At 42.5% G+C, this 24915-nt stretch carries 23 protein-coding genes; 16 read left to right on the top strand and 7 right to left on the bottom strand.

Annotation, left to right across the window (positions count from 1 at the left end; genetic code table 11):
* Nucleotides 1-35: 35 nt before the first annotated feature.
* The 3 genes from G5S32_RS05780 to G5S32_RS05770 all read right to left on the bottom strand — a co-directional run bounded on the left by G5S32_RS05780 (nt 36) and on the right by G5S32_RS05770 (nt 2729).
* A complete protein-coding gene (locus G5S32_RS05780; protein WP_165311125.1) occupies nt 36-1262 on the bottom strand; it encodes a cysteine desulfurase-like protein in 1227 nt (408 codons plus the stop codon).
* The gene (locus tag G5S32_RS05775; RefSeq protein WP_165311124.1) at nt 1246-1902 is read right to left on the bottom strand and encodes a 2OG-Fe dioxygenase family protein; all 657 of its coding nucleotides are present in this window, start codon (nt 1900-1902) and stop codon (nt 1246-1248) included. The genes G5S32_RS05780 and G5S32_RS05775 overlap by 17 nt, the downstream gene beginning before the upstream one ends.
* A gap of 437 nt (nt 1903-2339) precedes the next feature.
* Nucleotides 2340-2729 carry an ACT domain-containing protein gene (locus G5S32_RS05770; RefSeq protein ID WP_165311123.1) on the bottom strand — a complete coding sequence of 130 codons (390 nt, stop codon included), beginning with the start codon at nt 2727-2729 and terminating at the stop codon, nt 2340-2342.
* A gap of 171 nt (nt 2730-2900) precedes the next feature.
* Between G5S32_RS05770 and trxB the strand changes: the two genes are divergently transcribed.
* From trxB to G5S32_RS05730, 8 genes are all read left to right on the top strand, one after another.
* Complete coding sequence (gene trxB / locus G5S32_RS05765; RefSeq protein WP_165311122.1) at nt 2901-3860, top strand: thioredoxin-disulfide reductase; 960 nt, start codon at nt 2901-2903, stop codon at nt 3858-3860.
* Between the two features lie 375 nt (nt 3861-4235).
* Nucleotides 4236-6038, top strand: coding sequence for a heme ABC transporter permease/ATP-binding protein CydD (gene cydD / locus G5S32_RS05760; RefSeq protein WP_165311121.1), 1803 nt, complete (start codon nt 4236-4238; stop codon nt 6036-6038).
* Nucleotides 6031-7752: a heme ABC transporter ATP-binding protein/permease CydC gene (cydC, locus tag G5S32_RS05755; protein ID WP_165311120.1), complete on the top strand. Its 1722-nt coding sequence runs from the start codon at nt 6031-6033 to the stop codon at nt 7750-7752. Before cydD ends, cydC begins: the two co-directional genes overlap by 8 nt.
* A 685-nt stretch (nt 7753-8437) precedes the next feature.
* Nucleotides 8438-9277: a hypothetical protein gene (locus G5S32_RS05750; protein ID WP_165311119.1), complete on the top strand. Its 840-nt coding sequence runs from the start codon at nt 8438-8440 to the stop codon at nt 9275-9277.
* A gap of 104 nt (nt 9278-9381) precedes the next feature.
* On the top strand, nt 9382-9951 hold the full coding sequence (locus G5S32_RS05745; protein WP_165311118.1) for a hypothetical protein: 570 nt from the start codon (nt 9382-9384) through the stop codon (nt 9949-9951).
* On the top strand, nt 9948-10217 hold the full coding sequence (locus tag G5S32_RS05740) for a hypothetical protein (protein WP_165311117.1): 270 nt from the start codon (nt 9948-9950) through the stop codon (nt 10215-10217). Before G5S32_RS05745 ends, G5S32_RS05740 begins: the two co-directional genes overlap by 4 nt.
* A gap of 4 nt (nt 10218-10221) precedes the next feature.
* Entirely contained in the window at nt 10222-10695 is a 474-nt protein-coding gene (locus G5S32_RS05735) for a hypothetical protein (protein WP_165311116.1), read from the top strand.
* A 570-nt stretch (nt 10696-11265) separates the two neighbouring features.
* Nucleotides 11266-12171 carry a hypothetical protein gene (locus G5S32_RS05730; protein ID WP_246201057.1) on the top strand — a complete coding sequence of 302 codons (906 nt, stop codon included), beginning with the start codon at nt 11266-11268 and terminating at the stop codon, nt 12169-12171.
* Nucleotides 12172-12329: 158 nt separating this feature from the next.
* On the opposite strand, the gene G5S32_RS05725 is transcribed toward G5S32_RS05730, so the two are convergent.
* On the bottom strand, nt 12330-13013 hold the full coding sequence (locus tag G5S32_RS05725; RefSeq protein WP_165311115.1) for a cold-shock protein: 684 nt from the start codon (nt 13011-13013) through the stop codon (nt 12330-12332).
* Between the two features lie 556 nt (nt 13014-13569).
* Between G5S32_RS05725 and paeA the strand changes: the two genes are divergently transcribed.
* Complete coding sequence (paeA, locus tag G5S32_RS05720) at nt 13570-14874, top strand: polyamine export protein PaeA (RefSeq protein WP_165311114.1); 1305 nt, start codon at nt 13570-13572, stop codon at nt 14872-14874.
* Nucleotides 14875-15080: 206 nt separating this feature from the next.
* Here the strand turns inward: paeA and rluB are convergent, their stop codons facing one another.
* From rluB to rnm, 3 genes are all read right to left on the bottom strand, one after another.
* Nucleotides 15081-16121 carry a 23S rRNA pseudouridine(2605) synthase RluB gene (gene rluB, locus G5S32_RS05715; RefSeq protein WP_165311113.1) on the bottom strand — a complete coding sequence of 347 codons (1041 nt, stop codon included), beginning with the start codon at nt 16119-16121 and terminating at the stop codon, nt 15081-15083.
* 110 nt (nt 16122-16231) lie between these two features.
* Nucleotides 16232-16852 carry an L-threonylcarbamoyladenylate synthase gene (locus G5S32_RS05710; RefSeq protein ID WP_165311112.1) on the bottom strand — a complete coding sequence of 207 codons (621 nt, stop codon included), beginning with the start codon at nt 16850-16852 and terminating at the stop codon, nt 16232-16234.
* The gene (rnm, locus tag G5S32_RS05705; protein ID WP_165311111.1) at nt 16852-17727 is read right to left on the bottom strand and encodes an RNase RNM; all 876 of its coding nucleotides are present in this window, start codon (nt 17725-17727) and stop codon (nt 16852-16854) included. The genes G5S32_RS05710 and rnm overlap by 1 nt, the downstream gene beginning before the upstream one ends.
* Nucleotides 17728-17820: 93 nt before the next feature.
* Here rnm and trpL2 point away from each other — a divergent pair, with 93 nt between their 5' ends.
* The 7 genes from trpL2 (at nt 17821) to trpA (ending at nt 24909) form a co-directional block, all read left to right on the top strand.
* The gene (gene trpL2 / locus G5S32_RS21760; protein WP_484606989.1) at nt 17821-17937 is read left to right on the top strand and encodes a tryptophan operon leader peptide; all 117 of its coding nucleotides are present in this window, start codon (nt 17821-17823) and stop codon (nt 17935-17937) included.
* A gap of 153 nt (nt 17938-18090) precedes the next feature.
* On the top strand, nt 18091-19668 hold the full coding sequence (locus tag G5S32_RS05695; protein WP_165311110.1) for an anthranilate synthase component 1: 1578 nt from the start codon (nt 18091-18093) through the stop codon (nt 19666-19668).
* 11 nt (nt 19669-19679) lie between these two features.
* Nucleotides 19680-20258 carry an aminodeoxychorismate/anthranilate synthase component II gene (locus tag G5S32_RS05690; protein WP_165311109.1) on the top strand — a complete coding sequence of 193 codons (579 nt, stop codon included), beginning with the start codon at nt 19680-19682 and terminating at the stop codon, nt 20256-20258.
* Between the two features lie 71 nt (nt 20259-20329).
* On the top strand, nt 20330-21328 hold the full coding sequence (gene trpD / locus G5S32_RS05685) for an anthranilate phosphoribosyltransferase (protein ID WP_165311108.1): 999 nt from the start codon (nt 20330-20332) through the stop codon (nt 21326-21328).
* A gap of 7 nt (nt 21329-21335) precedes the next feature.
* On the top strand, nt 21336-22781 hold the full coding sequence (gene trpCF, locus G5S32_RS05680; RefSeq protein ID WP_207621603.1) for a bifunctional indole-3-glycerol-phosphate synthase TrpC/phosphoribosylanthranilate isomerase TrpF: 1446 nt from the start codon (nt 21336-21338) through the stop codon (nt 22779-22781).
* A 131-nt stretch (nt 22782-22912) separates the two neighbouring features.
* The gene (gene trpB / locus G5S32_RS05675; RefSeq protein ID WP_165311107.1) at nt 22913-24103 is read left to right on the top strand and encodes a tryptophan synthase subunit beta; all 1191 of its coding nucleotides are present in this window, start codon (nt 22913-22915) and stop codon (nt 24101-24103) included.
* A complete protein-coding gene (gene trpA / locus G5S32_RS05670) occupies nt 24103-24909 on the top strand; it encodes a tryptophan synthase subunit alpha (protein ID WP_165311106.1) in 807 nt (268 codons plus the stop codon). The genes trpB and trpA overlap by 1 nt, the downstream gene beginning before the upstream one ends.
* Nucleotides 24910-24915 lie beyond the last annotated feature (6 nt).

Below are 24915 nucleotides of genomic sequence, written 5' to 3'. Positions count from 1 at the left end.
GAACTACCGAGCCTCTTCTCATTCGCAATGGTGACCTATAAAGTTGAAAGCACCTTAAACAGCTCATCAATTTCATTTTTGGTGTTGTAATGCATAAATCCTATGCGAATTACACCACCACTTTGTTCCAATCCAAGCTGACGAACCAGACCTAAAGCGTAGAAGTGCCCGTTCCAGACACAAATATTGTGTTCACCCAAAGTTTTCGCCACAAACTCAGGGGGAAAACTGTTCAAACGAATGGCGAAGGTTGGCGTACGCTTTTCACTATCCGCATCTGGCAAACCATAAAGTGTAACGCCCTTTAACTGAGTTAATTTTTTAAGAAAATACTCGCTGAGCTGCTGCTCATGGTGATTGTATTGCTCAAAGCTGGTAACCAGACGTTGACGTAAATTGTCTTCTGGATTTCCCCATTGTGCGAGATACTCAATCGCCGCAATAACACCAGCTAGGCCTTCAAAACTTTGAGTTCCCGTTTCATAACGCCCCGGACCAATATTGATTGCAGGCTCTACTTTATAAGGCTTCAACGCATGCAGCCAATGTGGTGCAACATAGGCTATACCCACATGCGGACCAAAAAACTTATATGCGGAACAGGCTAAGAAATCACATCCTAATTCTTGCACATCAATCAAGTGATGAGGCGCGTAGTGAACCGCATCCACATAGACAATCGCGCCAAAGCGATGAGCCTCATCTACGATACGTTTTACATCGACTATCGACCCCGTTGTATTAGAAGCGTAGGTCACCGCCACCAACTTAGTGTTTGCATTGATGAGGGAAAGCAGATGTTCTGTATCCAACGTACAATCTTTGGCATCCACTTGCGCTTGATGAACAATAACCCCTTTGTCATGCGCTGCTTGCTGCCAAGTGGATACATTCGAATAGTGATCCAGTGCGGTCACTATAACTTCATCACCTTCGTTCCACTCTCGGCTGATAGCTCGGCTTAACTGGAAAGTCAGAGATGTCATGTTGGCACCAAACACGATATTTCCAGAGGATTCAGCATTCAAAAGTGCTTGAACATGCTCTCGGGCATCTTGCATTAAATCCGTCGTAATTCGGCTAGAAAAATAGTGACCGCCTAGATTGGAGTTGTAATTGCCAAGGTAGTGGGACATCTTTTCGATAACAGAATGAGGAACTTGCGATCCGCCCGGCCCATCAAAAAAAACTACAGGCTTATCGTTATACATCTGCGATAGCGCTGAGAATTGGTCTCTGACAGCATCAAGATTGAAGAGCATTTTTTACTCCTTTCGCAGTGAGTACAAATACATCCATATGCCCTTCTTCACCATGCTCGATTGAGCGTATAGGACGAGCATTATGCCAAAGCTTGTTGTCAGCTAGCATAGCCACTTCCCCATTATCCAAAACCTTACGGAAGAATGGTGCATCATGACAATCTTGATAAAGCATGATCTCACCACCCACAATGTTGTGTCTGTCTATACCGATAATAGCGATATGATCAAAGCCATCTTGGTGAACACCTTCAGGTGCGACCTGAGTTTCATCGTAGATAGCCGCAATACGCATCTGGTGAATTTCAATTTCCTGCCCATCAGGTAACTCATTACTAGCAACGAACAGTTCGCACATTTCTCTCATCCCTTCACTCTTTATTGTTGAGGATAAAATTGGTTCAAAATGGCGAATAACATTTCCTTGGAAATGATTGATATCGTCAGACTGCATGAATTCGTGTTTATCTGTAGGAACAACATCTCCAGCGATAAATCTCACGACTGAGTAGCGACGTAGTCGATACTGGCCATCTGCATGTTCAGTATGTGGCAGCGAGACAAAAGATGGCGCAAGTTGCGACAACGCGTTTTTGCTCAATTGAGTGATATGTAGGGTATTTAAGTGTGAGTGCAACATCATCGACTCCTTAATGAAGACACTTTTGTTATTATTATATTTAACAATTAATTTACATTTATAGTACGCAGTAATTTGGTTAATTCCAATTTTAATGGCAATAAAAACTACTCACACAAACAAAACAAAATATAACACCACTAAATAAATAATATTAAGTGAATTAATTCAATTATTCACAGCGCTGTATTGAGAATTTGGATGCTTTAACTCAAAAGAAATTAACAATTTGATTTAAAAGTATTAATTATAGAAACTAAGATCTTTACTGGGCACACAAAGACCAAATACTTGTATAGAATTTTGCGCTGCAAAAATTGCAATGCAAAGAGAGGAAAGCCTAGATTAAAGCGCTAGGCTGAAGTCAACTTGAGACAAATAGAAAGTTAAAATCGCGATGGGAGTGAGTGGAGCATGCACAAGCTTCTTACTCCGTTTTACCAACTCTCTAGCAGCTTCAATGCTTTATTAGCATGACGAGACTGCACAAAAATATGATCGTGATAAAACGCGGCAATCACGTTGGCACTAATACCATGATCAGCCAATTTTGTTGAAACAGCAGCCGTTAAACCGACAGCATCAAGGCTAGAATGTACAGTGAGTGTGATTTGTTTGTAGGTGTTATCAAACTCGACGTAATTCTCTTCCGCTGTTTGCTTTGTAACCACCAGGCTTATGCCTTCTTGTTCGTAAAATATGGCTAAGGGCTTCCATGAAAAGTAGTCTTCTGCGCTTCCAGTCACACTACAAAATACAAATTCTTCTTCAGCCAAATGCGGCTGCATTGATCTAAGTAGTTGTTGTAAGTCTGTTATTCCTGCCATTTTCTTCTCCATCTTGAAAATTAGTCGATAAATCCCTTTTAAAAACAAGGAATTCAACGCTATTTACAATTCTAAATTATAACCATTTATTCGGCTGTTTATCCTTTTATTCCTAGCGAATTATCCCTACAATCGAATTAACTTTTCGATCATTGAACGATTGGAGCAATAATGAGCGACGTTAAACATTGCAAACTTCTTATTTTAGGTTCGGGCCCAGCGGGATACACCGCAGCGGTGTACGCAGCACGCGCGAACTTAAACCCTGTACTAGTGACTGGCATGCAACAAGGCGGCCAGTTAACCACAACAACTGAAGTAGAAAACTGGCCAGGTGATGCAGAAGGTCTTACAGGTCCTGCACTCATGGAAAGAATGAAAGAGCACGCAGAACGATTTGAAACAGAGATCGTGTTTGATCACATCAACGAAGTAGATTTCAGTCAGCGCCCTTTCCGTCTCAAAGGTGATTCAAGCGAATACAGCTGTGATGCGTTGATCATTTCAACAGGCGCGTCGGCGAAATATCTGGGTTTGGACTCAGAAGAAGCATTCAAAGGTCGTGGCGTATCTGCATGTGCAACATGTGACGGTTTCTTCTACCGCAACCAAAAAGTCGCTGTTGTCGGTGGTGGTAATACTGCCGTTGAAGAAGCTTTGTACCTATCAAACATCGCATCTGAAGTTCACCTAATTCACCGTCGTGATAGCTTCCGTGCGGAGAAAATCCTAATCAACCGTCTGATGGACAAAGTTGAAAACGGAAATATCGTTTTGCACACCGATCGTACTCTCGATGAAGTGCTCGGTGATGATATGGGCGTAACAGGCGTACGTCTTAAAGACACCCAATCTGGCCAAACTGAAGATTTGGAAGTGATGGGCGCATTCATTGCAATTGGCCACCAACCAAATACAACGATTTTCCAAGACAAACTTGAAATGAAAGACGGCTACATTGTCGTTAAGTCAGGTCTTGAAGGTAATGCAACTCAAACCAGTATCGAAGGTATCTTTGCCGCTGGTGATGTTATGGACCATAACTATCGTCAAGCAATTACCTCTGCGGGCACAGGCTGTATGGCTGCACTAGACGCAGAGCGTTACCTAGATAGCCTTAATGACAAATAAGCACACAATTAGTTTGCTTCAATTGTCATAAAGTTATGCACAAACTAGTTGGGATTGCAGGTAGGCAAAAAGTGATTGAGTCCCCATGAGCATAGATAACTATGTGATTGGGGCGAAAGAACGCAGTTAACACCCCTGCAATTTCAAATAGGATGGGAATATCATAAACCCAGCGGTATATCCGCTGGGTTTTCTTTTGTATACTACACAGCCTCAACAAAGCCCCAACTCATTGGCGTAATAGCTCGGCGGCATGTGAATGAGCTTCCATGAACTCCGTGAAACACGGTGATTGGAACACCTTAACGCAGTCAGAGCCGCGGTAACTCCAATTAGGAAGGGATTACATAATAATTATGATTAAGCCTTTACATAATGGATAAGAAAAAACAACGTAGCTTGAATGCATGGCTCAAGCAGCAAAGTAAATTAGCCAAACGCTGGCTTATGATTGCTGTCGGGCTTGGAGTACTTTCAAGTGTATTTCTGCTTGGTCAAGCAGCACTTCTCGCCACCATTCTGCATCAGTTGATTATTGAACACGCAGATAAGTACTCGCTAATCCCCTACTTCCTAGGGTTAATCGCAACGGTAGCCGCGCGCGCTGCATGTACTTGGGGACGAGAGATTACTGGCTTTAAAGCCGGAAAAGAGATCCGTATTTATATCCGCCAGTTAATCTTCGACAAACTGCGTGAATTAGGTCCTGCTTATATCAAAGGCAAGCCTGCGGGCGCATGGGCAACCCTGACTCTGGAACAGGTGGAAAACATGCACGACTTCTTTGCGCGTTATCTGCCGCAAATGTCGCTTTCCGTATTAATCCCGTTTGTCATTCTTATTGTTGTTTTCCCTGTGAACTGGGCTGCGGGCCTAATCTTTCTTATTACCGCCCCTCTTGTACCGCTGTTTATGGCACTTGTTGGCATCAAAGCAGCAGACGCAGGTAGAAAGAACTTCAAAGCACTGCAACGCCTCTCTGGTCACTTCTACGATCGTCTTCAATCTATGACGACGATTCGACTGTTTGACCGCACTGCAGCCGAAACTGAGCATATGCGTGGAGCATCTGAAGTGTTCCGAAAGCGCACTATGGACGTTTTACGTATAGCATTCTTATCTTCCGCAGTGCTTGAGTTTTTCACTTCAATCTCAATTGCGATTACTGCTGTTTACTTTGGTTTTAGTTTTATTGGCGAACTAGAGTTTGGCTACTACGGCGCAGGAGTCACGTTATTCTCAGGGCTGTTCATTCTTATTCTAGCCCCTGAGTTCTACCAACCTCTGCGTGAGCTTGGTACCTATTACCATGCAAAACAACAAGCCGTTGGTGCCGCTGAAAGCATTGTGGAGTTCCTTCAGATAGACGTAAGTAAAGTAGCCTCAGGTACTACAGCGCTTCCTGTTGATGAAGATTCGAATCACAATTCGATTGAAATTGTTGCCCTTGATTTGGAAGTACTTAGCCCTGAAGGTAAACGCTTAGTTGGACCAATCTCTTTCACATTAAATAACCGTGAAACGACAGCGCTTGTTGGTCCTAGTGGTGCAGGTAAAACAAGCCTAATCAACGCAATTCTCGGATTTATGCCATACCAAGGCAGCTTAACGATTAACGGCATAGAGCTTAGCCAACTGGATCATGCAAGCTGGCGTAAAGCAATTAGTTGGGTTGGACAAAACCCATTACTTGTACACGGCACGATACGTGACAATGTAACCTTAGGTAAAAGCAATATTGCTGATAGCACAGTTCAAGAAGTATTGGATAATGCCTATGCCTCTGAGTTTGTGAACAAGCATGGTTTGGATTACATGATCAGTGACCGTTCCGGCGGTTTATCAGTCGGTCAGGCACAGCGTTTGGCATTGGCTCGCGCTATGCTGCAGAAAGGTCGGTTCTGGCTGCTCGATGAACCAACCGCGAGTTTGGATGCTCGCAGTGAGCAGTTAGTCATGCAAGGTCTAACTACTCAACTCGCTGACAAAACAGCACTGCTGGTTACGCACCAATTGTTACCGTTGAAATCGGTACATCAAATTCTCGTCATGCGCGATGGTAAGCTTGAACAATCAGGAGACTTCAATACGTTAAGCCAACAAGAAGGTCTGTTTGCCTCAATGTTAGCGTCGAATCAAGCCGTAGAAGAAGCTGATAAGGGGAATTTAGATGCGTGATTTAGTGCCATATCTAAAACTGTATAAGAAACATTGGTTTGGTCTATCGTTGGGCATGTTATTGGCATTTCTGACGTTATTAGCATCAATAGGTCTGCTGACGCTTTCAGGTTGGTTTTTGTCTGCAGCTGCAGTAGCTGGCTTAACGATTGCTCGCGAAACCTTTAACTACATGTTGCCGGGAGCGTTTGTTCGCGGCTTTGCTATGGGACGTACCGCTGGCCGTTGGGGTGAACGTGTAGTCAGTCATAATGCTACATTTAAGCTGCTTACTGACCTGCGTATTTTCTTCTTTGAAAAGCTCGCACCTATGATCCCAGGTCGCATTTCAAATCTTCGAGATGCCGATCTGCTGAACCGCCTTGTTGCTGACATTGACGCGATGGACCATGTTTACTTACGTCTTATCAGCCCAGTAACCGTTGGCGTATTGGGCATTGCCGCAATTACTGCCCTACTTTGCTGGTTCGATTCAAGTCTTGGCTTAGTGTTGGGGTCAGTACTCTTTGTGTTACTTCTGCTTTGGCCTGTTTTGTTCTACAAGTTAGGTAAGCGTAACGGTGCTGAACTTACCCAAAACAAAGCGGGCATGCGTATCGCCACCATGGATTGGCTACAAGGCTATAGTGAACTCACCATTTTTGGTGCTGAATCACGCTACCGTGAAGCCATTTATGCCGCTCAAGAAAAACTGCTTACTAATCAAAAGGTCAACGCAAGTTTTACTGGTCTTGCTCAAGCATTGCTGCTGTTAGCTAACGGTTGGACACTGGTTCTGATGCTTTGGCTGGCAGCTGATGGTGTGAATGGTCAAACGCCTGACCCTATGATTGCTCTGATGATCTTTGCAACCATGGCGAGTTTTGAATTGCTGATGCCGATTGCAGGCGCTTTCCAACATTTGGGTCAAACACTAACTTCTGCACGCCGCTTAAATGAAGTCATTCTAAGCGAGCCAGATGTTGCATTCCCTAAGCAAAACGCACCACATACAGGTGAGTTTTCTGTTGAGTTTGACAACGTTGCTTTCCAATATCCAGATAGTGATCAACAAGTCCTAAACAACGTGAGTGTTTCGGTTCCAGCAGGACATAAGCTGGCGATTGTTGGGCAAACTGGTTCAGGTAAGTCAACGCTAATTCAACTGCTATGTCGTTACTGGGATACTAACCTAGGTGAGATTCGAGTCGCTGGTACACCGCTAAAGAGATGGAGCGAAAGCGACTTACGTTCTTCGATCAGCGTAGTGAGTCAACGCGTTGATATTCTAAATGGCAGCCTACGCGATAACTTGTTGATGGCAAAACCTGATGCCAGTGACAAAGAGCTTTGCGCAATACTCGAACGCGTGGGCTTAGAGAAGCTACTTGAAGCTCCGGGGTTAGATGCTTGGTTGGGTGACGGCGGACGTCAGTTGTCCGGCGGAGAAAAACGCCGTATCGGCATCTCTCGTGCTATTTTGCATAACGCACCTATTTTGCTGTTGGATGAACCTACGGAAGGTTTGGACAAACAAACTGAGCAACAGATTATGGCTCTGTTTAAATCTCACTTCTCAGGGAAAACAGTGCTGTTCATTACTCACCGTCTGATCAATTTGGACGAGATGGATAGTATTTGCTTGGTTGAACAAGGTGAAGTGGTAGAGCATGGCAGCCATGTAGAGCTCATGACAAAACAAGGTCGTTATTATCAACTCAATCAGACCTTATAAAAGACAAAGCCCTTTTCCATAGCTATTACTAGTTAAAAGCATATAAAAGATGAGTGAGTGAATTAGGCCTCAACATCAATGACCTGATTACTCACTCACTTTTTATATATGTATAAATAAAATAAAAAAAGCAAAATCACACCTAAACTACAGTGTAAATCGCATAAACCACATCTCAAGAACCGAGACGGTGCAACCAGGCTGGATGCAGTTTCTACAACGATTTCTGTAAGTCGTGACAAGATAGCACTGCCAACCAGTCGGTATGCAACTCAGAATTGGACAAAAGCTTCATAGAGCTTCTACTTAATTTAGCAAACCACGAATTATTTTAAGTATTGTAAAATTTCTTAACCAAAGACCTTTATTAAAATCATCATCGCCGTTGAATCCGGTAATTAATCTAAATATCAGCACGAACTGTGCCTAACCAACTCACAGATGTTCATTATTTCAGTTTATTTGATTATTGTGTATAAATTAGTCTTTATAGACAAACTTTATCTCTATTAATAACATTACTATCAATATAATCTCAATAATTAGAATTAATAAAATTAAAAAATAATTTAATAACTGAAAAAATGTAAGCATATATACTAAATCTAACCATAAAACCAATAATAAAATTTCATCATAATGAAACAGGAGACTGTAATTCTCCTGTTTCAATTAAGGAAAAGAAATGAATAGTCTTCCTTTAGATACATTAGAAGAATTAAAAATAAGAAAAGAATTACTTATCAAATGCATTAAAATAGAAAAACCAGAAACAGCGATACTTGAAAGGCAATCATTCGCTTATCTTGGAAAAGGTTCTAACTTATATAACTTATCTGTGTTAATAAAAATACTAGACTGCAAATCAGAAGTTAAATACATTTTGGATCAAGTTAAAGAAAACATAAAATTATCAATTTCCACAAGTATTACACCCCGAGAACAACAAGGTTTACAATATGCTTTGTTTATATATTCATTATTATCAGGCGATAGAGAACAAACATATGAATCATCAATAATCATCAAAAAAATGGGAATTACAGATGCACGATACGTATCATCATCAGAGTTCTTTGTTATTCTAGCTAATTTATATTTAGACAATAAAGACGAAGTTGAAAAACTATTACCAAAATTAACAAAATTGGAGGAAAAGAAAAATGAAAAATACTTGAAACCGGGATTAACAGAAGCAATTAGCGGCATTAACACTAAAAATATAAACCAGTTTTCATCGGGGTTAAAAAAGATGATAGACGGGCATATACATGAGACACGCTACTTGAAGTGGGCATTGACTACTAAACATTTTGTATGTGAACCTGCTGTAATTTTATGTAGCATTGCTTTAAAAAACGGTATTGATGTTAAACCATTTATAATTAACTCACATGTAAAACTAAAAACCCGGACTCAATTTCCAGCAAACAGGACAGATCTACCTTCGACCAAAAGATTTATCGTGCCTGTAGATTTAATACCTGATTATATGCTCGAACCGTGGAGGATGCACTTGGTATAAATGGCAGTTCAAAGATTGACGAAATAGTCATCATTGAATTGGATCTATAAACAATATAATGAAACAGGAGACTTGGATTCTCCTGTTTCAATTAAGGAAAATAAATGAATAGTCTTTCATTCGATGCATTAGAAGAATTAAGGCTAAGACAAGAATATCTTAATGAATGTATCAAAATACAACAGCCAGAAAATGTAGTATCTAAAAGAAAATCTGTAGCTTATCTAGGCAGAGGAGCGAGTTTCTATGCTTTATCTATACTAATGAAAATCATTAACCCTAATTCAGAAATTAATGATATTTTGTCTCAACTTTTACCAAATATACGCTTAGCGATTGCTACTAGCATGCAATCTCGTGAACAGCAAGTACTACAATATGCATTATTTAGGTATTCATTACTTTCAGGCGATAAAGAACAGACATATGAGTCAGCAACAATAATCACAAAACTTGGAATTACAGATGCACGGTACGTATCATCATCAGAGTTCTTTGTTATTCTAGCTAATTTATATTTAAACAATAAAGACGAAGTTGAAAAACTATTACCAAAATTAAAAAAACTGGAGGAAAAGAAAAATGAAAAATACTTAAAAGCGGGATTAACAGAAGCAATTAGCGGCATTAACACTAAAAATATAAACCAGTTTTCATCGGGGTTAAAAAAATGATTGATGGACATATACATGAAGCTCGCTACTTAAAGTGGGCATTGACAACTGAACATTTTGTATGTGAACCCGCTATATTTTTATGTAGTATTGCTTTAAAACATGGCATTGATGTTAAACCATTTATAATTAACTCACGTGTAAAACTAAAAACACGAACTCAATCTCCAGCAGACAGACCAGAGCTGCCTTCTACCAAAAGATTTTTCGTTCCTGTAGATTTAATACCTGACTATATGCTCGAACCGTGGCGGACGGAAAATTAGTCTAATGGATATTAGTGCAATAACAATCACAAGAAGTTACATAAAACCTCATTCACTGGAAAATATAAAAGGTAAAATAACCATGAGATTTTATCTAAATTTATTAACATTACTTATTTTAATGTCTAAAACTGGGATAGTTAACGCATTAGAAGAAAGCAAATCTTCAGCTTTAGATACAATTTCAAAAATTGGCAATAAATATGCCCCTACACAAATAACCCCAACGCTAATATTAAAAAACATTTCAGCAAGTAATGATTCATTAACATACCATTATAAATCTACATCCGCCGATGCATCACGTTTCAATGTTACAAAGTTTAAATCTAACAAATTTAGAGAGCTAACTAAATATATTTGTGAAGACCAGTCTCAAAAACTATTTAGAGACCTAAAGGTTATATTAAACTATGAATATATAGATAAGAATGACAATCTACTAGCAGTAATTAGTATTGATACAAATAAATGTTAGGCACATGTCCGCCATTAGGAAAATGACTAAGCGTTAACAAAATGAATATGCTCTATTCCATAAGCCTGCTTTGGAGTAGATCTAGCTAAGAGTGAGCCATCAACGACACCCGTATACCGAAATTGGCAACCGAATTGCCCTACAGCTTTTTAGTGCGTAACAACTTAAATAATAACCAGTACAACAGCCGCTACTGCGTTGCTGTACTGGTTATTATAAACATACTAAACCCAATACGTTACCCACATGCCAGTTTCGCATACCAGCAACGAATATTTGGTATCGTAACCATCTTGGTCATTATCAAAATTTGGTCAACTAATGAAAAAAGCACCGTATCTTAAATTTTGGACTGACACACTTTGGGGCAGAAGCTTCTTAGAGCTTCAACTTAATTTAGCAAACCACGAATTACTTCTAGTACTGAACAATATCTATTCACTAACAAATATTGTTGAACAGACACACATGGATTAAATATTAACCATTTAACTGTATAAAGATGCATTATTCATTGATTTGAAGAATGTATTAAGTAAAGTCAGATTTTCTTTTATTTTCTATAACAATATGAATAAATTAGTAATTTCTTTTATTGCGACCTCTAATCTGGCTCTATGTGGATGCGCTGTAAAACCAATTGAACTACCTCAAGAACCCTATCCTTTGGATAAAAGTCATTCTGAAGCTTTTCATTTATCACATGCCATGGGTCTTAGTAATTCTATTGATCTACCTAAAGGAGAAGCTCAGAAGCTTCTAAAGGACCGAAAAGAGTCAATGATAGAAGCTGGCTTGAATTCGTCACTCTCTGGTTATCTTGTATCATTCACACTTGCTAAATCTTTAGGGCTTCCTCTTACAACAGCGCACGACTTAGCTTCCGATTCTGTTGAAAACAACTTTATTATGGGGGCAGGTACCGCAGATAAGAAATCCATCACGGACTACGAAAACTTTGCAATATATTTGCCTTATGAACTTGCTAGTAATCATGAAGCTGCAAGGGCATTCGTATTCAAGTACTTTGTTAATACATTAAAAAATAGTGGATTGGACGTAAAAGAAACGGATTCTGAATTCGAATACGGCACAGGTCATGAGTTTTCCCATCCTTTATGTCAACAGCTCGATACCCTATGCCGTTATAAAATTAAAATTGAAGAGCCTGTAGTAGCATATGCACCAGAACTGCTCGGGGGTTACAAAGCATGGGTTTGGACTCCAAAATCTCGTAATGCTCCGATTATACGCACCTATACTGTTGCGACTTGGGGGCAACTAGGCGCATTCGATATGGCCACCGTTAAGAACAACCAAATTTCAATCCAAGATACATTCGAGAAGCCGTTTATTAAAAGCTATCCAGATTGGCTTGTTAAGTTTGTGCCAGCTACTTATGACAGACCACCATTCGTTATGTGGCATGGAAGTGAATATCAATTTGATCTTCCATACAAAGTATCCACAAAATAAAGAACGTAATAAAATTCTGTTCATATGAGAGTTTATATAACCTCTGCCAAGAGAAACTGGCAGAGGTAAAGTCAAACTTTTTTTGTAAATGATAAGGCATCATCATAAGAGAACTACAAGTGCATAAGGCCCCAGCAATTACTAAAGACTAGCGAATCTCATACTATGCGCTCCCCTATAAAGTGATAAATTGATGTAAGGAACGCCGGTATCGCAATGATAGAAATCATAAATAACGCGCAGCCTTTATTTAGTTGCCGTGCTCGAGCTTCACTTTCGACTCGGACTAATTCATCAAATGTGCGGCTAAATAAGGTTCTTCTGCTTTTAATCCAATCTAATGAGTTCCGAGCCTCACCTTCAAAAGTACATGGAACCTTTTCTGTTACTATTGCTAAATCTGCGGTAAAAGCGTGAACTGTATACTTGTAATTGCCATTACTAAAGGTGTCTTTTTCATGCTTTAAATTTAATACAGCATTGGCACCAACTTTCTCCGCTAGATCTTTGAGGTGTGCTTTGGCCTCATCTAAATCTTTAAAGAATTTTGTAGCTATCGTCGATTGATGCACAACATCCCCATACTTGGGTTTGCTTGATTTCGTGATAAAAAAATCCACGAGATTGAGTGAAAACAATACATCAGGAATTGATGCCCTTTTTGCTGAAAGTCCTTTTGGGGTAGGAACAGGGTCGAACTCAACAATGACCCCTTTGACTAATTTTGATTCATTGGTTTTATCGATAAGACTAGATGCATGGAAAAAATAACTCTCGCCATCCTCTCCTTTGACAAAACCATATTTTTTATCATGAACATATGAAACCAACTTTCCTTTCAAGGTATAACCTCTATATATTTTTCAAATAAATCAACAAACTAACCAACTATATAGAAGAATTTCTCTGTATCAATCAATATAGGACTTTAAATTGAGTTAACGTTGTTGATTACAAACGGGGAGCTGAATCCCCCCTAGTATCGTAGCGGCTTTAAGCATTACCAAAAAGTAGGGAAATTTCATGACAAAAGAAATGTGTCCTGACTTTTGTGCGAGAAGGGAATAGGGCAATTTCGTACCTGCGAAGATCTCGCTAGCACCTTGATGGACATAGGTGTTTTAGTAACTTTGCAAATTTAGCAAAATGAAAAACCTACCACCATGGTTTCTGGCAACCGTTACTGGAAAGTCCACACCGAACGGTGCGGGCTTTTCCCAAAATGCGATATATCGAAAGAGCAGGTGCTCCACACCTGCACCGACAGCCGTTTAATGATACTAAGCCAATAAAAGGCAGGTTGGTTATCGTCACGATAAAATGGTTTCGTGGAAGTTTTCTCAATCTCGTGGTCAGTTGTGGATAGAATGGCGTAACTTTTCTATTCGGATAGCCTCCATGAGCCTACTTGAAAACCTCTCCATTATCATGGCGCTGATCTTAATCAGTTGCTTTTTTTCAATGTCAGAAATCTCATTGGCCGCAGCGCGCAAAATTCGCTTGCGCCAACTCGCAGACGATGGAGATCACCGAGCCACTTTGGTCCTTGGGCTTCAAACGCACCCAGGTAACTTTTTTACGGTTGTGCAAATTGGCCTGAACGCCGTTGCTATTATGGGCGGGATCGTCGGGGAATCCGCGTTTACTCCCCACATCGCCGCCCTGCTGAACCATTGGGTTCCAGCAGCGTGGATCGCACAGACCAGCTTTGTGCTCTCTTTTATCTTGGTCACCAGTCTGTTTATTTTGCTTGCCGATCTGATGCCTAAACGTATCGCCATGGCTATGCCAGAAACCATTGCTTTGATCCTGGTAAAGCCGCTATTGGTGTGCATTTTAATTCTCAAACCGATCGTATTCGTGTTTAACGGATTGGCGACGCTGATTTTTCGATTTTTACGCATTCCCGCAGAGCGTAATGACGACATCACCAGTGATGATATTTACGCGGTGATGAATGCAGGCGCGGAAGCGGGCGTACTCGATACCAACGAGCAACAAATGATGGAAAGCGTATTTCAGATGCAATCCATACCTGTCACCTCAGCCATGACGCCGCGCGATAACATCGCTTTTCTCTCACTTGGCGATGATGAAACCATGCTCAAGCGTAAAATCGCCGACAACCCTCATCACAAATTTCTCGTTTGCGATGGGCAGCTCGATGCGATCAAGGGCTTTGTCAATTCAACGGAGCTACTGATTCGCCTCATTAACGAGCAGACTTTGGATTTAAAAAGCAGCAGTGTGGTGCAAACGTGCCCGATCATCCCTGATACGTTAAGCTTATCCGAAGCATTGGAGTACTTTAAAACCAACCGCGTTGACTTCTCTGTAGTGATGAACGAATACGCGTTAGTGCTTGGCGTAGTGACGTTTAATGATTTACAAAGCGCAGTAATGGGCAGTTGGGTGTTGGCAGAAGGTGAAGAGCAAATTGTTGCCCGTGATGAGAATTCTTGGCTGATCGATGGCGTAACGCCTATCACCGATGTGATACGCACACTACAAATTGACGAATTACCACACTCTCAAAACTACGAAACCATCGCTGGCTTTATGATGTTTATGCTGAAAAAAATCCCGCGTCGCACCGACTCAATCACCTTCTCTGGTTACAAATTTGAGGTCGTAGACATCGATGACTACAAAGTGGACCAATTGCTGGTCACACGAGTGGAACTTAGAGATGACAATAAATAACGAATATTGAGGCAGAGGTGTCTTCGCGATAAGCGATTCACATAACCTTTGCCAGTACTGGTAGAGGTTATGTGACAAACTAAATTGTACGACTACAATTCTCATCTCCAGCTAGCGAAAATATGCCGGCTTCAGAAACAAAAAATCCCAAGCAAAGCTCGGGATTTTTCAAATTAGAAAAGTACTATCTCATTATTAGATAAGGACTATTTACGAGTACGAGGTGTACTCTTTGGCGCAGGCTTTCCACCAGTTCTGCCTTTACCGCCCGCCTGACCTTTACCAGCCGTCTGTCCGTTACCAGCAGTACTAGCTTTTGTACGAGAGCCATGCTCACCAGAAGATGATTTATTCGTAGCCGTTGTTGGCTTACGACGACCTTTCGGTGCTGGTGCTGTTACGCGCTCTTCATGGCGGCGTACTGCACGACGAATCTTCTGGCTACGAGAACGTTCACGTTTGCGAGAGGTATTGTCTTTCGACTCGTCCAACATTGTTTCGTCTTCAGGGCGCAATTCAACCAATTCACGCAAGTAGTTTACTTGCTTAAGATCGAGCTCCATCCAACCACCACGAGGCAATTTCTTATCAAGGAAGATATCACCATAACGCACACGTTTAAGACGACTTACCGTCGTATCTTGAGATTCCCAAAGACGGCGAACTTCGCGGTTACGACCTTCATTGATTACAACATAGAAAGTGTGGTTAATGCCTTCACCACCCGCGTAAACCACGTCTTCAAAACGTGCCAAACCATCATCCAACTGTACACCGCGGACAAGATTGCGAACTTTATCTTCAGTTACTTCACCGAAAACACGTACCAAATATTCACGCTCAACTTGACGGCTCGGGTGCATCAGACGGTTCGCTAGTTCACCATCAGTGGTAAACAAAAGCAGACCAGATGTGTTTGCATCCAAACGACCTACTGAAATCCAGCGCGAGCCGCGAATTTTCGGTAGACGGTCAAAAACCGTACGGCGACCATCGGGGTCATGACGAGTACATAACTCACCTTCTGGTTTGTAATACGCGAGTACGCGACATACAACTTCTTCTTGTGCTTTTGCAGATACGGTATGCCCGTCAATACGTACAACTGCGCTTTCATCTTCTAAGCGCTCACCCAACGCAGCTACCTTGCCATTAACACTAACACGTCCAGCTCTAATCAGAGCTTCTAACTCACGACGAGAACCATGACCGGCGCGTGCTAAAACCTTTTGTAACTTTTCGCTCATTTATCTACCTTTGTGTCGTCTTCTCAGACGTCGAAATATAAATATGCGACCTAAAAATCGCGGTCGAGTAGTATCGCAGATTACGCTGGCAAAATCATCCAATTTATCTGCTATTCAAACGGTACTGGATCCCCTGCACCTACACGAACAACTTGTGGCTCTTCTTCACTAAAATCAATCACTGTGGTTGGCTGTTCACCTAAATATCCGCCATTTAGGATTACATCAACCGCGTGTTCTAGGCGATCGCGAATTTCTTCTGGGTCTGATTCTGTCGTCTCTTTGCCCGGAAGAATAAGCGATGTCGACATTAAAGGTTCGCCCAGAGCTTCTAAAAGATCCAATGCAATTTTATTGTTCGGGACACGGATACCTATCGTTTTACGCTTAGGATTCATTAAGCGACGAGGTACTTCTTTCGTTCCTTTGAAAATAAAAGTGTATGGTCCCGGAGTGTTATTTTTCAATAAACGAAATGCTGTATTATCAACACGAGCATAAAGAGAAATCTCAGACAGATCGCGACACAAAAGCGTGAAATTATGCTTGTCGTCTAAGCGACGAATCTGACAAATACGTTCAAGTGCCTGTTTATTTTCTAACTGGCAGCCTAACGCATAACCGGAATCGGTTGGATAAACCACTACGCCACCGTTACGAATAATTGCAACTGCTTGATTGATTAAACGCGCTTGTGGGTTTTCTGGATGAACATAAAAAAACTGGCTCATTATAGGTCCTCGTTATTGAGTCTCTCGACTCTATCTTGGGAAGAGATTCCCCAGTCTTTCCAGACTGGTTCCACGCCAGAAGGCAGCCACAAATTACGACCTAACTCCATCCACGGAGACGGATAATGAAAGTCACTGCCTTGAGAAGCTAATAGATTGTATTGTATAGCATAATCAGCCAAAGTGCGCCTTTCTTGTGGCGCTTGTTGTGGTTGAGCAACTTCCATTGCGTCACCACCAGCTTCGACAAACGCTGTAATTAAGCGCTTAAGCCACTTTGCCGTCAAGTCATATCGCCCCGGATGCGCAAGCACCGCCTGACCTCCAGCGGCATGAATCGCATTGACCGCGTCCGCCATTGAACACCAGTTAGGTGGCACATACCCTGGATTATCGCGCGTTAAAAATTTCTTAAATACTTGCTGAAGATTTTTCGCGTAACCCGCATCCACCAGCCATTTTGCAAAATGCGCACGAGTGATTGGCGCATCACCAGCGATGGCTTTCACCTCTTCCAAAACCCCTTCCCGAGTCGATTTTTGCAAACGATGCGCAATCAACTCCGCTCGCTCAACACGATGTTGCTTTTGCTGTTCAATCAGCGATTCAAGTTGTGGATTCGTTGGGTCAATGTTTAAGCCCACAATGTGGATGTCTTTGTTTTGCCAAACTGTCGAAATTTCGATGCCATTGATCAGCGTGATCGGATGCTGCTTCTCTTCTATATAAGCTCGCGCAGGAGCAAGAGCTTCAATCGTGTCATGGTCAGTAATCGCCAAAACATCGACATTAAAACCGATAGCACGTTCAATAAGTTGTTCGTGAGACATGCGACCATCAGACGCTGTCGTGTGACTATGTAAGTCTATTTTCATATTTTTTTATTTTGCCTGTTTTTAAGGCTTGACTTTCACCTCTCGCACTAGTTTACTAGTACACAAATACGAGAGCACAAATTAAGGCTTGCTATGTTACAAGAAATCAACACAAACCCATATTCTAATTTAAGCACAGCTTCTGCTGAGCTTAATGTTAATTGGTGGCGCGTGTGGTCAGATTCATGGCGGGCAGACGTGCACTTCTAATCTAAAGAAAAGCATTCATAAAGCCCGCATCAAGCGGGCTTTTATTTTATCGGTTGGTTTCTCAGACTGTTGTATATCAAACGGTTGGCATTTCAAAAAAGCATTAATTAACACCAACTATCAAAGAATTCATAAAGTTAATAAGGAGGTCTTGTGAACAAGGCCATTGAAATTAAAAAACTTGCACAGCTAGAAGTGATTAAAACTTCTATCCCTTATACGCAAGATCCCACTGCTCTGTTTCATGCATTGTGTGAAGGAAAAACAGACTGCTTATTACTTGAATCTGCCGAAATTGATTCAAAGCAGAACTTGAAAAGTTTGTTATTAATTGATGCAGCGGTACGTATCACCTGTTTGGGCCATACAGTAACTTTCCAAGCCTTAACCGATAACGGCTTAGAACTGATTAACACACTAGAACAAAACATTGTTGATGCCATTCCTGCAACACTCGACGGCTCTCTTTTAACACTCAACTTTGAAGCACCTTGCGATACCCTTGATGAAGACTCTCGTTTAAGAGAAGCCTCTTCATTTGATGCCCTACGCCTAGTACAACACAGCTATGACTTAAACAACCAAGATAAGCACGCGATTTTCATTGGTGGATTGTTCGCGTACGACTTGGTCGCAAACTTCGAACCATTAGGTGATGCAGAGCAAATCAATCAGTGCCCTGACTACGTTTTCTATGTTGCCGAAACCTTAATGGTTGTCGATCACCAGACAGAAACTTGCCAACTTCAAGCGACGGCGTTTTCTCGCACTACACAAACACATACGGCCCTAATCAATCGCCTTGCTGTAATCACTGAACAAGCGGCTATCCCTCAGTTACAGCCAGAAGCAACCAAAATTGCAAACGTAGCGGTGAACACCAACATCAGTGATGAAGATTTCTGCGATATCGTTAGAGACTTAAAAGACTACGTAGTTAAAGGTGACATTTTCCAAGTTGTACCATCACGTCGTTTTACTCTACCTTGCCCGTCACCGCTGGCTGCATATGAACAACTGAAGAAGAGCAACCCAAGCCCATACATGTTCTACATGCAGGATGAACGATTCACACTGTTTGGTGCGTCTCCGGAAAGTGCACTGAAGTACGAAAAAGAAACCAACCAGATTGAAATTTACCCGATTGCTGGAACTCGTCGCCGTGGCAAGCGTGCAGATGGCAGCATCGATTTTGACCTAGACAGCCGTATCGAACTTGAACTGCGTCTAGATAAAAAAGAAAACGCGGAACACATGATGTTGGTTGATTTAGCGCGTAACGACGTTGCTCGTATTGCTCAGGCGGGTACTCGCCATGTCGCAGACCTACTTAAAGTAGACCGTTATAGCCATGTCATGCATTTGGTTTCGCGCGTTGTTGGACAGCTTCGTCAGGACTTAGATGCTCTGCACGCTTACCAAGCTTGTATGAACATGGGCACACTGACTGGCGCACCGAAAATTCGCGCGATGCAGCTGATTCGTACGGTGGAGAAAGAGCGCCGTGGCAGCTACGGTGGTGCTGTTGGTTATCTGACTGGTGAGGGTGATTTAGACACCTGTATCGTGATTCGATCTGCTTATGTTGAGAATGGTATTGCTCAAGTGCAGGCGGGTGCGGGTGTTGTTTTCGATTCTGATCCACAAGCGGAAGCAGACGAAACTCGCGGTAAAGCTCAAGCCGTTATTTCAGCCATTCAACACGCTCACCAAGCGCAAAAAGATAAGTAGGAGGAACACTCATGGCGAATATCGTATTCATCGACAACTTTGATTCTTTCACCTACAACCTAGTTGATCAGTTCCGTTCATTGGGTCACAAGGTCACGATTTACCGTAACCATATTGCGGCAGACACCATTCAAAATGCAGTGGAAGCCTTAGAGCAGCCAGTTATTGTTCTTTCTCCCGGCCCGGGCGCACCCTCTGAAGCAGGTGTAATGCCAGAAATACTAAAACGCCTTAAAGGTAAAGTGCCAATGATTGGAATTTGCCTTGGACATCAAGCCATCGTGGAAGCTTACGGCGGCACTGTTGCCGGTGCAGGTGAAATTGTCCACGGTAAAGTGTCTATGATGGAGCATCAAAATCACGCGCTTTACCAAGGTTTACCATCTCCGCTTGCGATTGCTCGTTACCACTCATTGGTTGCAACTCATGTGACAGACGACTTAACCGTCACAGCTGAAGTCGATGGTTTAGTGATGTCTGTTGTACATGAACAAGACAAGGTCTGCGGATTCCAATTTCATCCTGAATCCATCATGACCACGCAAGGAGCAACACTGTTAGAAAACGCTATTGATTGGGCTCTTAGTTAATCATCTCAAGCGCATTCAACGAAACAACTAGAGCCTCAAAGAGAGTGGCGATAAAGGAAAGGAACAGAATCATGCAAAACATCATCAACAAGCTTTACGAACAGCAGTCATTAACCCAAAGCGAAAGCCAAGAGCTATTCGACCATATCATTCGTGGTGAAATGGACCCTATTCTTATGTCTGCGGTGTTAACTGCTTTAAAAATTAAAGGCGAAACACCCGATGAAATTGCAGGCGCTGCGAAAGCTTTGCTGGCAAACGCCAATCCTTTCCCTCGCCCAGATTATGATTTCGCAGACATCGTAGGAACTGGTGGTGATGGTTCAAACACCATCAATATTTCAACTACCTCTGCATTTGTTGCAGCCGCATGTGGTGTGAAAGTAGCGAAGCATGGCAACCGAGGCGTTTCAAGCAAGTCTGGCTCTTCCGATCTTTTGGACTCATTCGGTATCAACCTAGCAATGAGTGCAGGTGATACTCGTAAAGCACTGGATGATTTAGGCGTAGCCTTCCTGTTTGCACCGCAATATCACGGTGGTGTTCGACACGCTATGCCCGTTCGCCAAACCATGAAAACTCGCACAATTTTCAACATTTTAGGCCCTCTGATTAACCCTGCTAGACCTAACATCGAATTAATGGGTGTATATAGCTTAGAATTGGTTCGTCCTATCGCCGAAACCATGTTACAAATGGGTCTAAAAAGAGCCGCTGTAGTTCATGGCTCAGGATTAGATGAAGTGGCAGTACATGGTGAAACTCATGTAGCAGAAATCAAAGACGGTAAGATCGTGGAATACACGCTTACACCACAAGATTTCGGCTTAGAGACTTACCCACTTGACGCGATCAAAGGCGGTGAGCCTGAAGAAAACCGCGCAATCATCACTGATATCCTCAATGGCAAAGGAACGCCTGCACAAATCGCTGCGGTTGCTGTCAACGTCGCGCTTCTTCTTCGCCTGTTTGGTAAAGAAGATTTAAAAGCGAACGCGGCTCAAGCCATTGACGTTATGAACTCAGGTAAAGCTTACGAATTAGTTCAACAATTAGCGAAGCGAGGTTAAGGTCAGCATGTCTAATGCCACTCAAGTGAATAGCGAAAAGGCACAGCAACTCTCTGAACACATTACCGTTGAAAACACTAAAATGGCGGAAGTGTTAGCGAAGATCGTTAAAGACAAAGTCGTTTGGGTTGAAGATCGCCAAAAAGAGCAACCTCTTGAAAGCTTTAAAAACTTGTTGACTGCTTCAGACCGAGATTTTTACAGCGCTCTGGATAACGGAAAAACAGCTTTCATTCTGGAATGCAAAAAAGCATCGCCATCAAAAGGCTTGATTCGCCAACACTTTGATTTGGACTACATCGCTTCTGTTTACAATCAATACGCGAATGCAATTTCGGTTCTGACTGACGAAAAGTACTTTCAGGGTAACTTTGAGTTTCTGCCACGTATTCGCTCACAGGTAACACAACCTGTTTTGTGCAAAGACTTCATGATCAGCACCTATCAGATTTATTTGGCACGTCATTACGGCGCTGATGCCATTTTGCTGATGCTTTCTGTTTTAACAGACGAAGAATACAAAAAGCTCGCAGCAGTTGCTCATGAACTTGGTATGGGCATTCTCACTGAGACGAGTAATGAAGAAGAAATACACCGTGCTATTGCTCTGAAAGCAAAAGTGATTGGAATTAATAATCGCAATTTACGCGACCTATCCACCGATTTAAACCGCACGAAAGAACTCGCTCCGTTGTTACCAGAAGGCACGATAGTCATTTCGGAGTCAGGTATTTATACCCATCAACAAGTGCGTGACTTAACCCCCTACGCAAATGGTTTTCTCATCGGTAGCGCGCTAATGGCGCAGGAAAATCTTGAGCTTGCTGTCCGTAAAGTGGTTCTGGGTGAAAACAAAGTGTGTGGGCTGACTCATCCTGATGATGCCGTAAAAGCATACCAAGCAGGGGCTGTTTTCGGTGGTCTGATTTTTGTTTCTAAGTCAAAGCGTTATGTTGATATCGAAGCGGCACGTTTAACCATGGCTGGTGCACCTTTGCAATATGTGGGTGTTTTCCAAAACCACTCAGTAGGTGAAGTGGCTGATACTGCAAATGCACTCGGCTTGTACGCAGTTCAACTGCATGGTGAAGAGTCACAAACGTATATCGATGAACTTAGAGCTGCGCTACCAAAACAGGTAGAGATATGGAAAGCGTACGGGGTTACTGACACATTGCCAACGTTCATAGAGAACAATGTTGAACGCCATTTGCTTGATGCCAAAGTGGGTACACAAAGTGGCGGTACAGGAACCTCCTTTGACTGGTCTTTGTTGAAAGGTGCGACTATTACAAACCTTATGTTGGCGGGCGGACTATCCGCTGAAAATGCACAACATGCGGCATCATTGGGGTGTATGGGGTTAGACCTCAACTCTGGTGTTGAAATAGAACCCGGAAAAAAAGACGCCGTAAAATTGCAACAAGCGTTCAGCGCTATCAGAAACTACTAATTTTCATGGTTCGTTTTTAACCATGGCTTGTTTTTAACCATGGTTCGTTTTTAACAACGACGAGCCCATTTGACAGACTATTATCGTTACTCCGAATACCAATCGGAGTTCGCAATGAAGGGATAACTAACATGGCAAAACTTAACGCCTATTTTGGAGAGTACGGTGGTCAATTCGTACCACAAATTCTGGTACCGGCTCTCGACCAGCTTGAACAAGCTTTTATTGATGCACAAGAAGACCCAAGCTTCCGCTCAGAATTTATGACTCTGCTTCAGGAATATGCTGGGCGCCCTACAGCTCTGACACTGACGCGCAACATCACCAAAGGAACAAAAACCAAGCTGTACCTTAAGCGTGAAGATCTGTTGCACGGTGGCGCGCATAAAACCAACCAAGTTCTTGGTCAGGCGCTTTTGGCCAAACGCATGGGCAAAACTGAAATCATCGCTGAAACGGGTGCTGGTCAACATGGTGTGGCTACAGCTCTGGCTTGTGCATTATTAGGTTTAAAATGTCGCGTTTACATGGGTGCAAAAGACGTAGAACGCCAAAGCCCGAACGTATTTCGCATGCGTTTAATGGGCGCAGAAGTGATTCCCGTGCACTCTGGTTCATCTACATTGAAAGATGCCTGTAATGAAGCGATGCGTGACTGGTCTGCAAGCTATGAAACGACCCACTACTTGTTAGGTACGGCAGCAGGTCCTCACCCGTTCCCAACCATTGTGCGTGAATTCCAACACATCATCGGCGAAGAAACGAAGAATCAGATCCTAGCACGCGAAGGTCGTTTACCTGATGCTGTGATTGCATGCGTAGGCGGTGGTTCTAACGCAATTGGTATGTTTGCCGACTTTATCGAAGAAGAATCGGTTCGTCTGATCGGTATTGAGCCAGCAGGTAAAGGTATTGATACCGACCAGCACGGCGCACCGCTGAAACATGGCAAAACAGGTATCTATTTAGGTATGAAAGCGCCATTGATGCAAGATGAGTACGGTCAGGTGGAAGAGTCTTATTCTGTGTCTGCGGGCTTAGATTTCCCATCTGTTGGTCCGCAACACGCGTACCTGAACTCAATTGGTCGTGCGGAATACGACAGCATTACAGATGACGAAGCACTGGACGCATTCCAGTTGCTGGCTCGTAAAGAAGGCATCATTCCAGCTCTTGAATCTTCGCATGCTCTAGCACATGCAGTAAAAATGGCTTTTGCTGACCCAGATAAAGAACAATTACTGGTAGTTAACCTGTCTGGTCGTGGAGATAAAGATATCTTCACCGTTGATAAAATCTTACAAGAGAAAGGAGTGCTGTAATGGATCGTTATCAATCTCTTTTTCAGCGCTTAGCTGATAAAAATCAAGGTGCATTTGTTCCGTTTGTGACGATTGGTGACCCTTCTCCTGATCTTTCTCTGCAAATTATGCAAACGTTGATTGACGCTGGAGCTGACGCTCTTGAGCTTGGATTCCCATTCTCAGATCCGCTGGCGGATGGACCTACGATTCAAGGTGCTAACAATCGAGCGCTGATCGCTGGTACAACACCTGATATCTGTTTTGACCTCATCAAACAGATTCGAGCAAAGAACCCGGACATTCCTATTGGTTTGTTGATGTACGCAAACCTAGTCTTCGCTCGCGGCATTGAAAACTTCTATCAACGTTGTCAGCAAGCAGGTATTGACTCTGTGCTTGTGGCGGATGTACCAACAACTGAAAGCGCTGATTTCGTTGCTGCGGCGGAAAAATTTGGCATCAAGCCTATCTTTATCGCACCACCAACAGCGAGTGATGAGACATTAAAATCCGTTGCTTCATTAAGCCAAGGTTACACTTACCTACTTTCTCGTGCAGGTGTAACCGGCGCTGAAACTAAAGCCAATATGCCGGTTCATGAACTGTTAGAACGGCTAAATAAGTTTGATGCACCACCAGCATTGCTTGGCTTTGGTATTTCACAACCAGAACAAGTTCAGCAAGCAATCGCCGCCGGTGCGGCAGGTGCAATTTCTGGTTCTGCAGTAGTGAAAATTATCGAAAGCAATCAGCACAACCCAGAAGCGCTATTGAAGGCTCTGGCTGATTTCATTACGCCGATGAAACAAGCCACGATTAAGTAGCTTCAA

The organism is Vibrio ziniensis (genome assembly GCF_011064285.1).
Lineage (GTDB): Bacteria > Pseudomonadota > Gammaproteobacteria > Enterobacterales > Vibrionaceae > Vibrio > Vibrio ziniensis.
The sequence above is the reverse complement of the archived record's forward strand: the minus strand, read 5'-3'. Positions and strand labels throughout refer to the sequence as shown.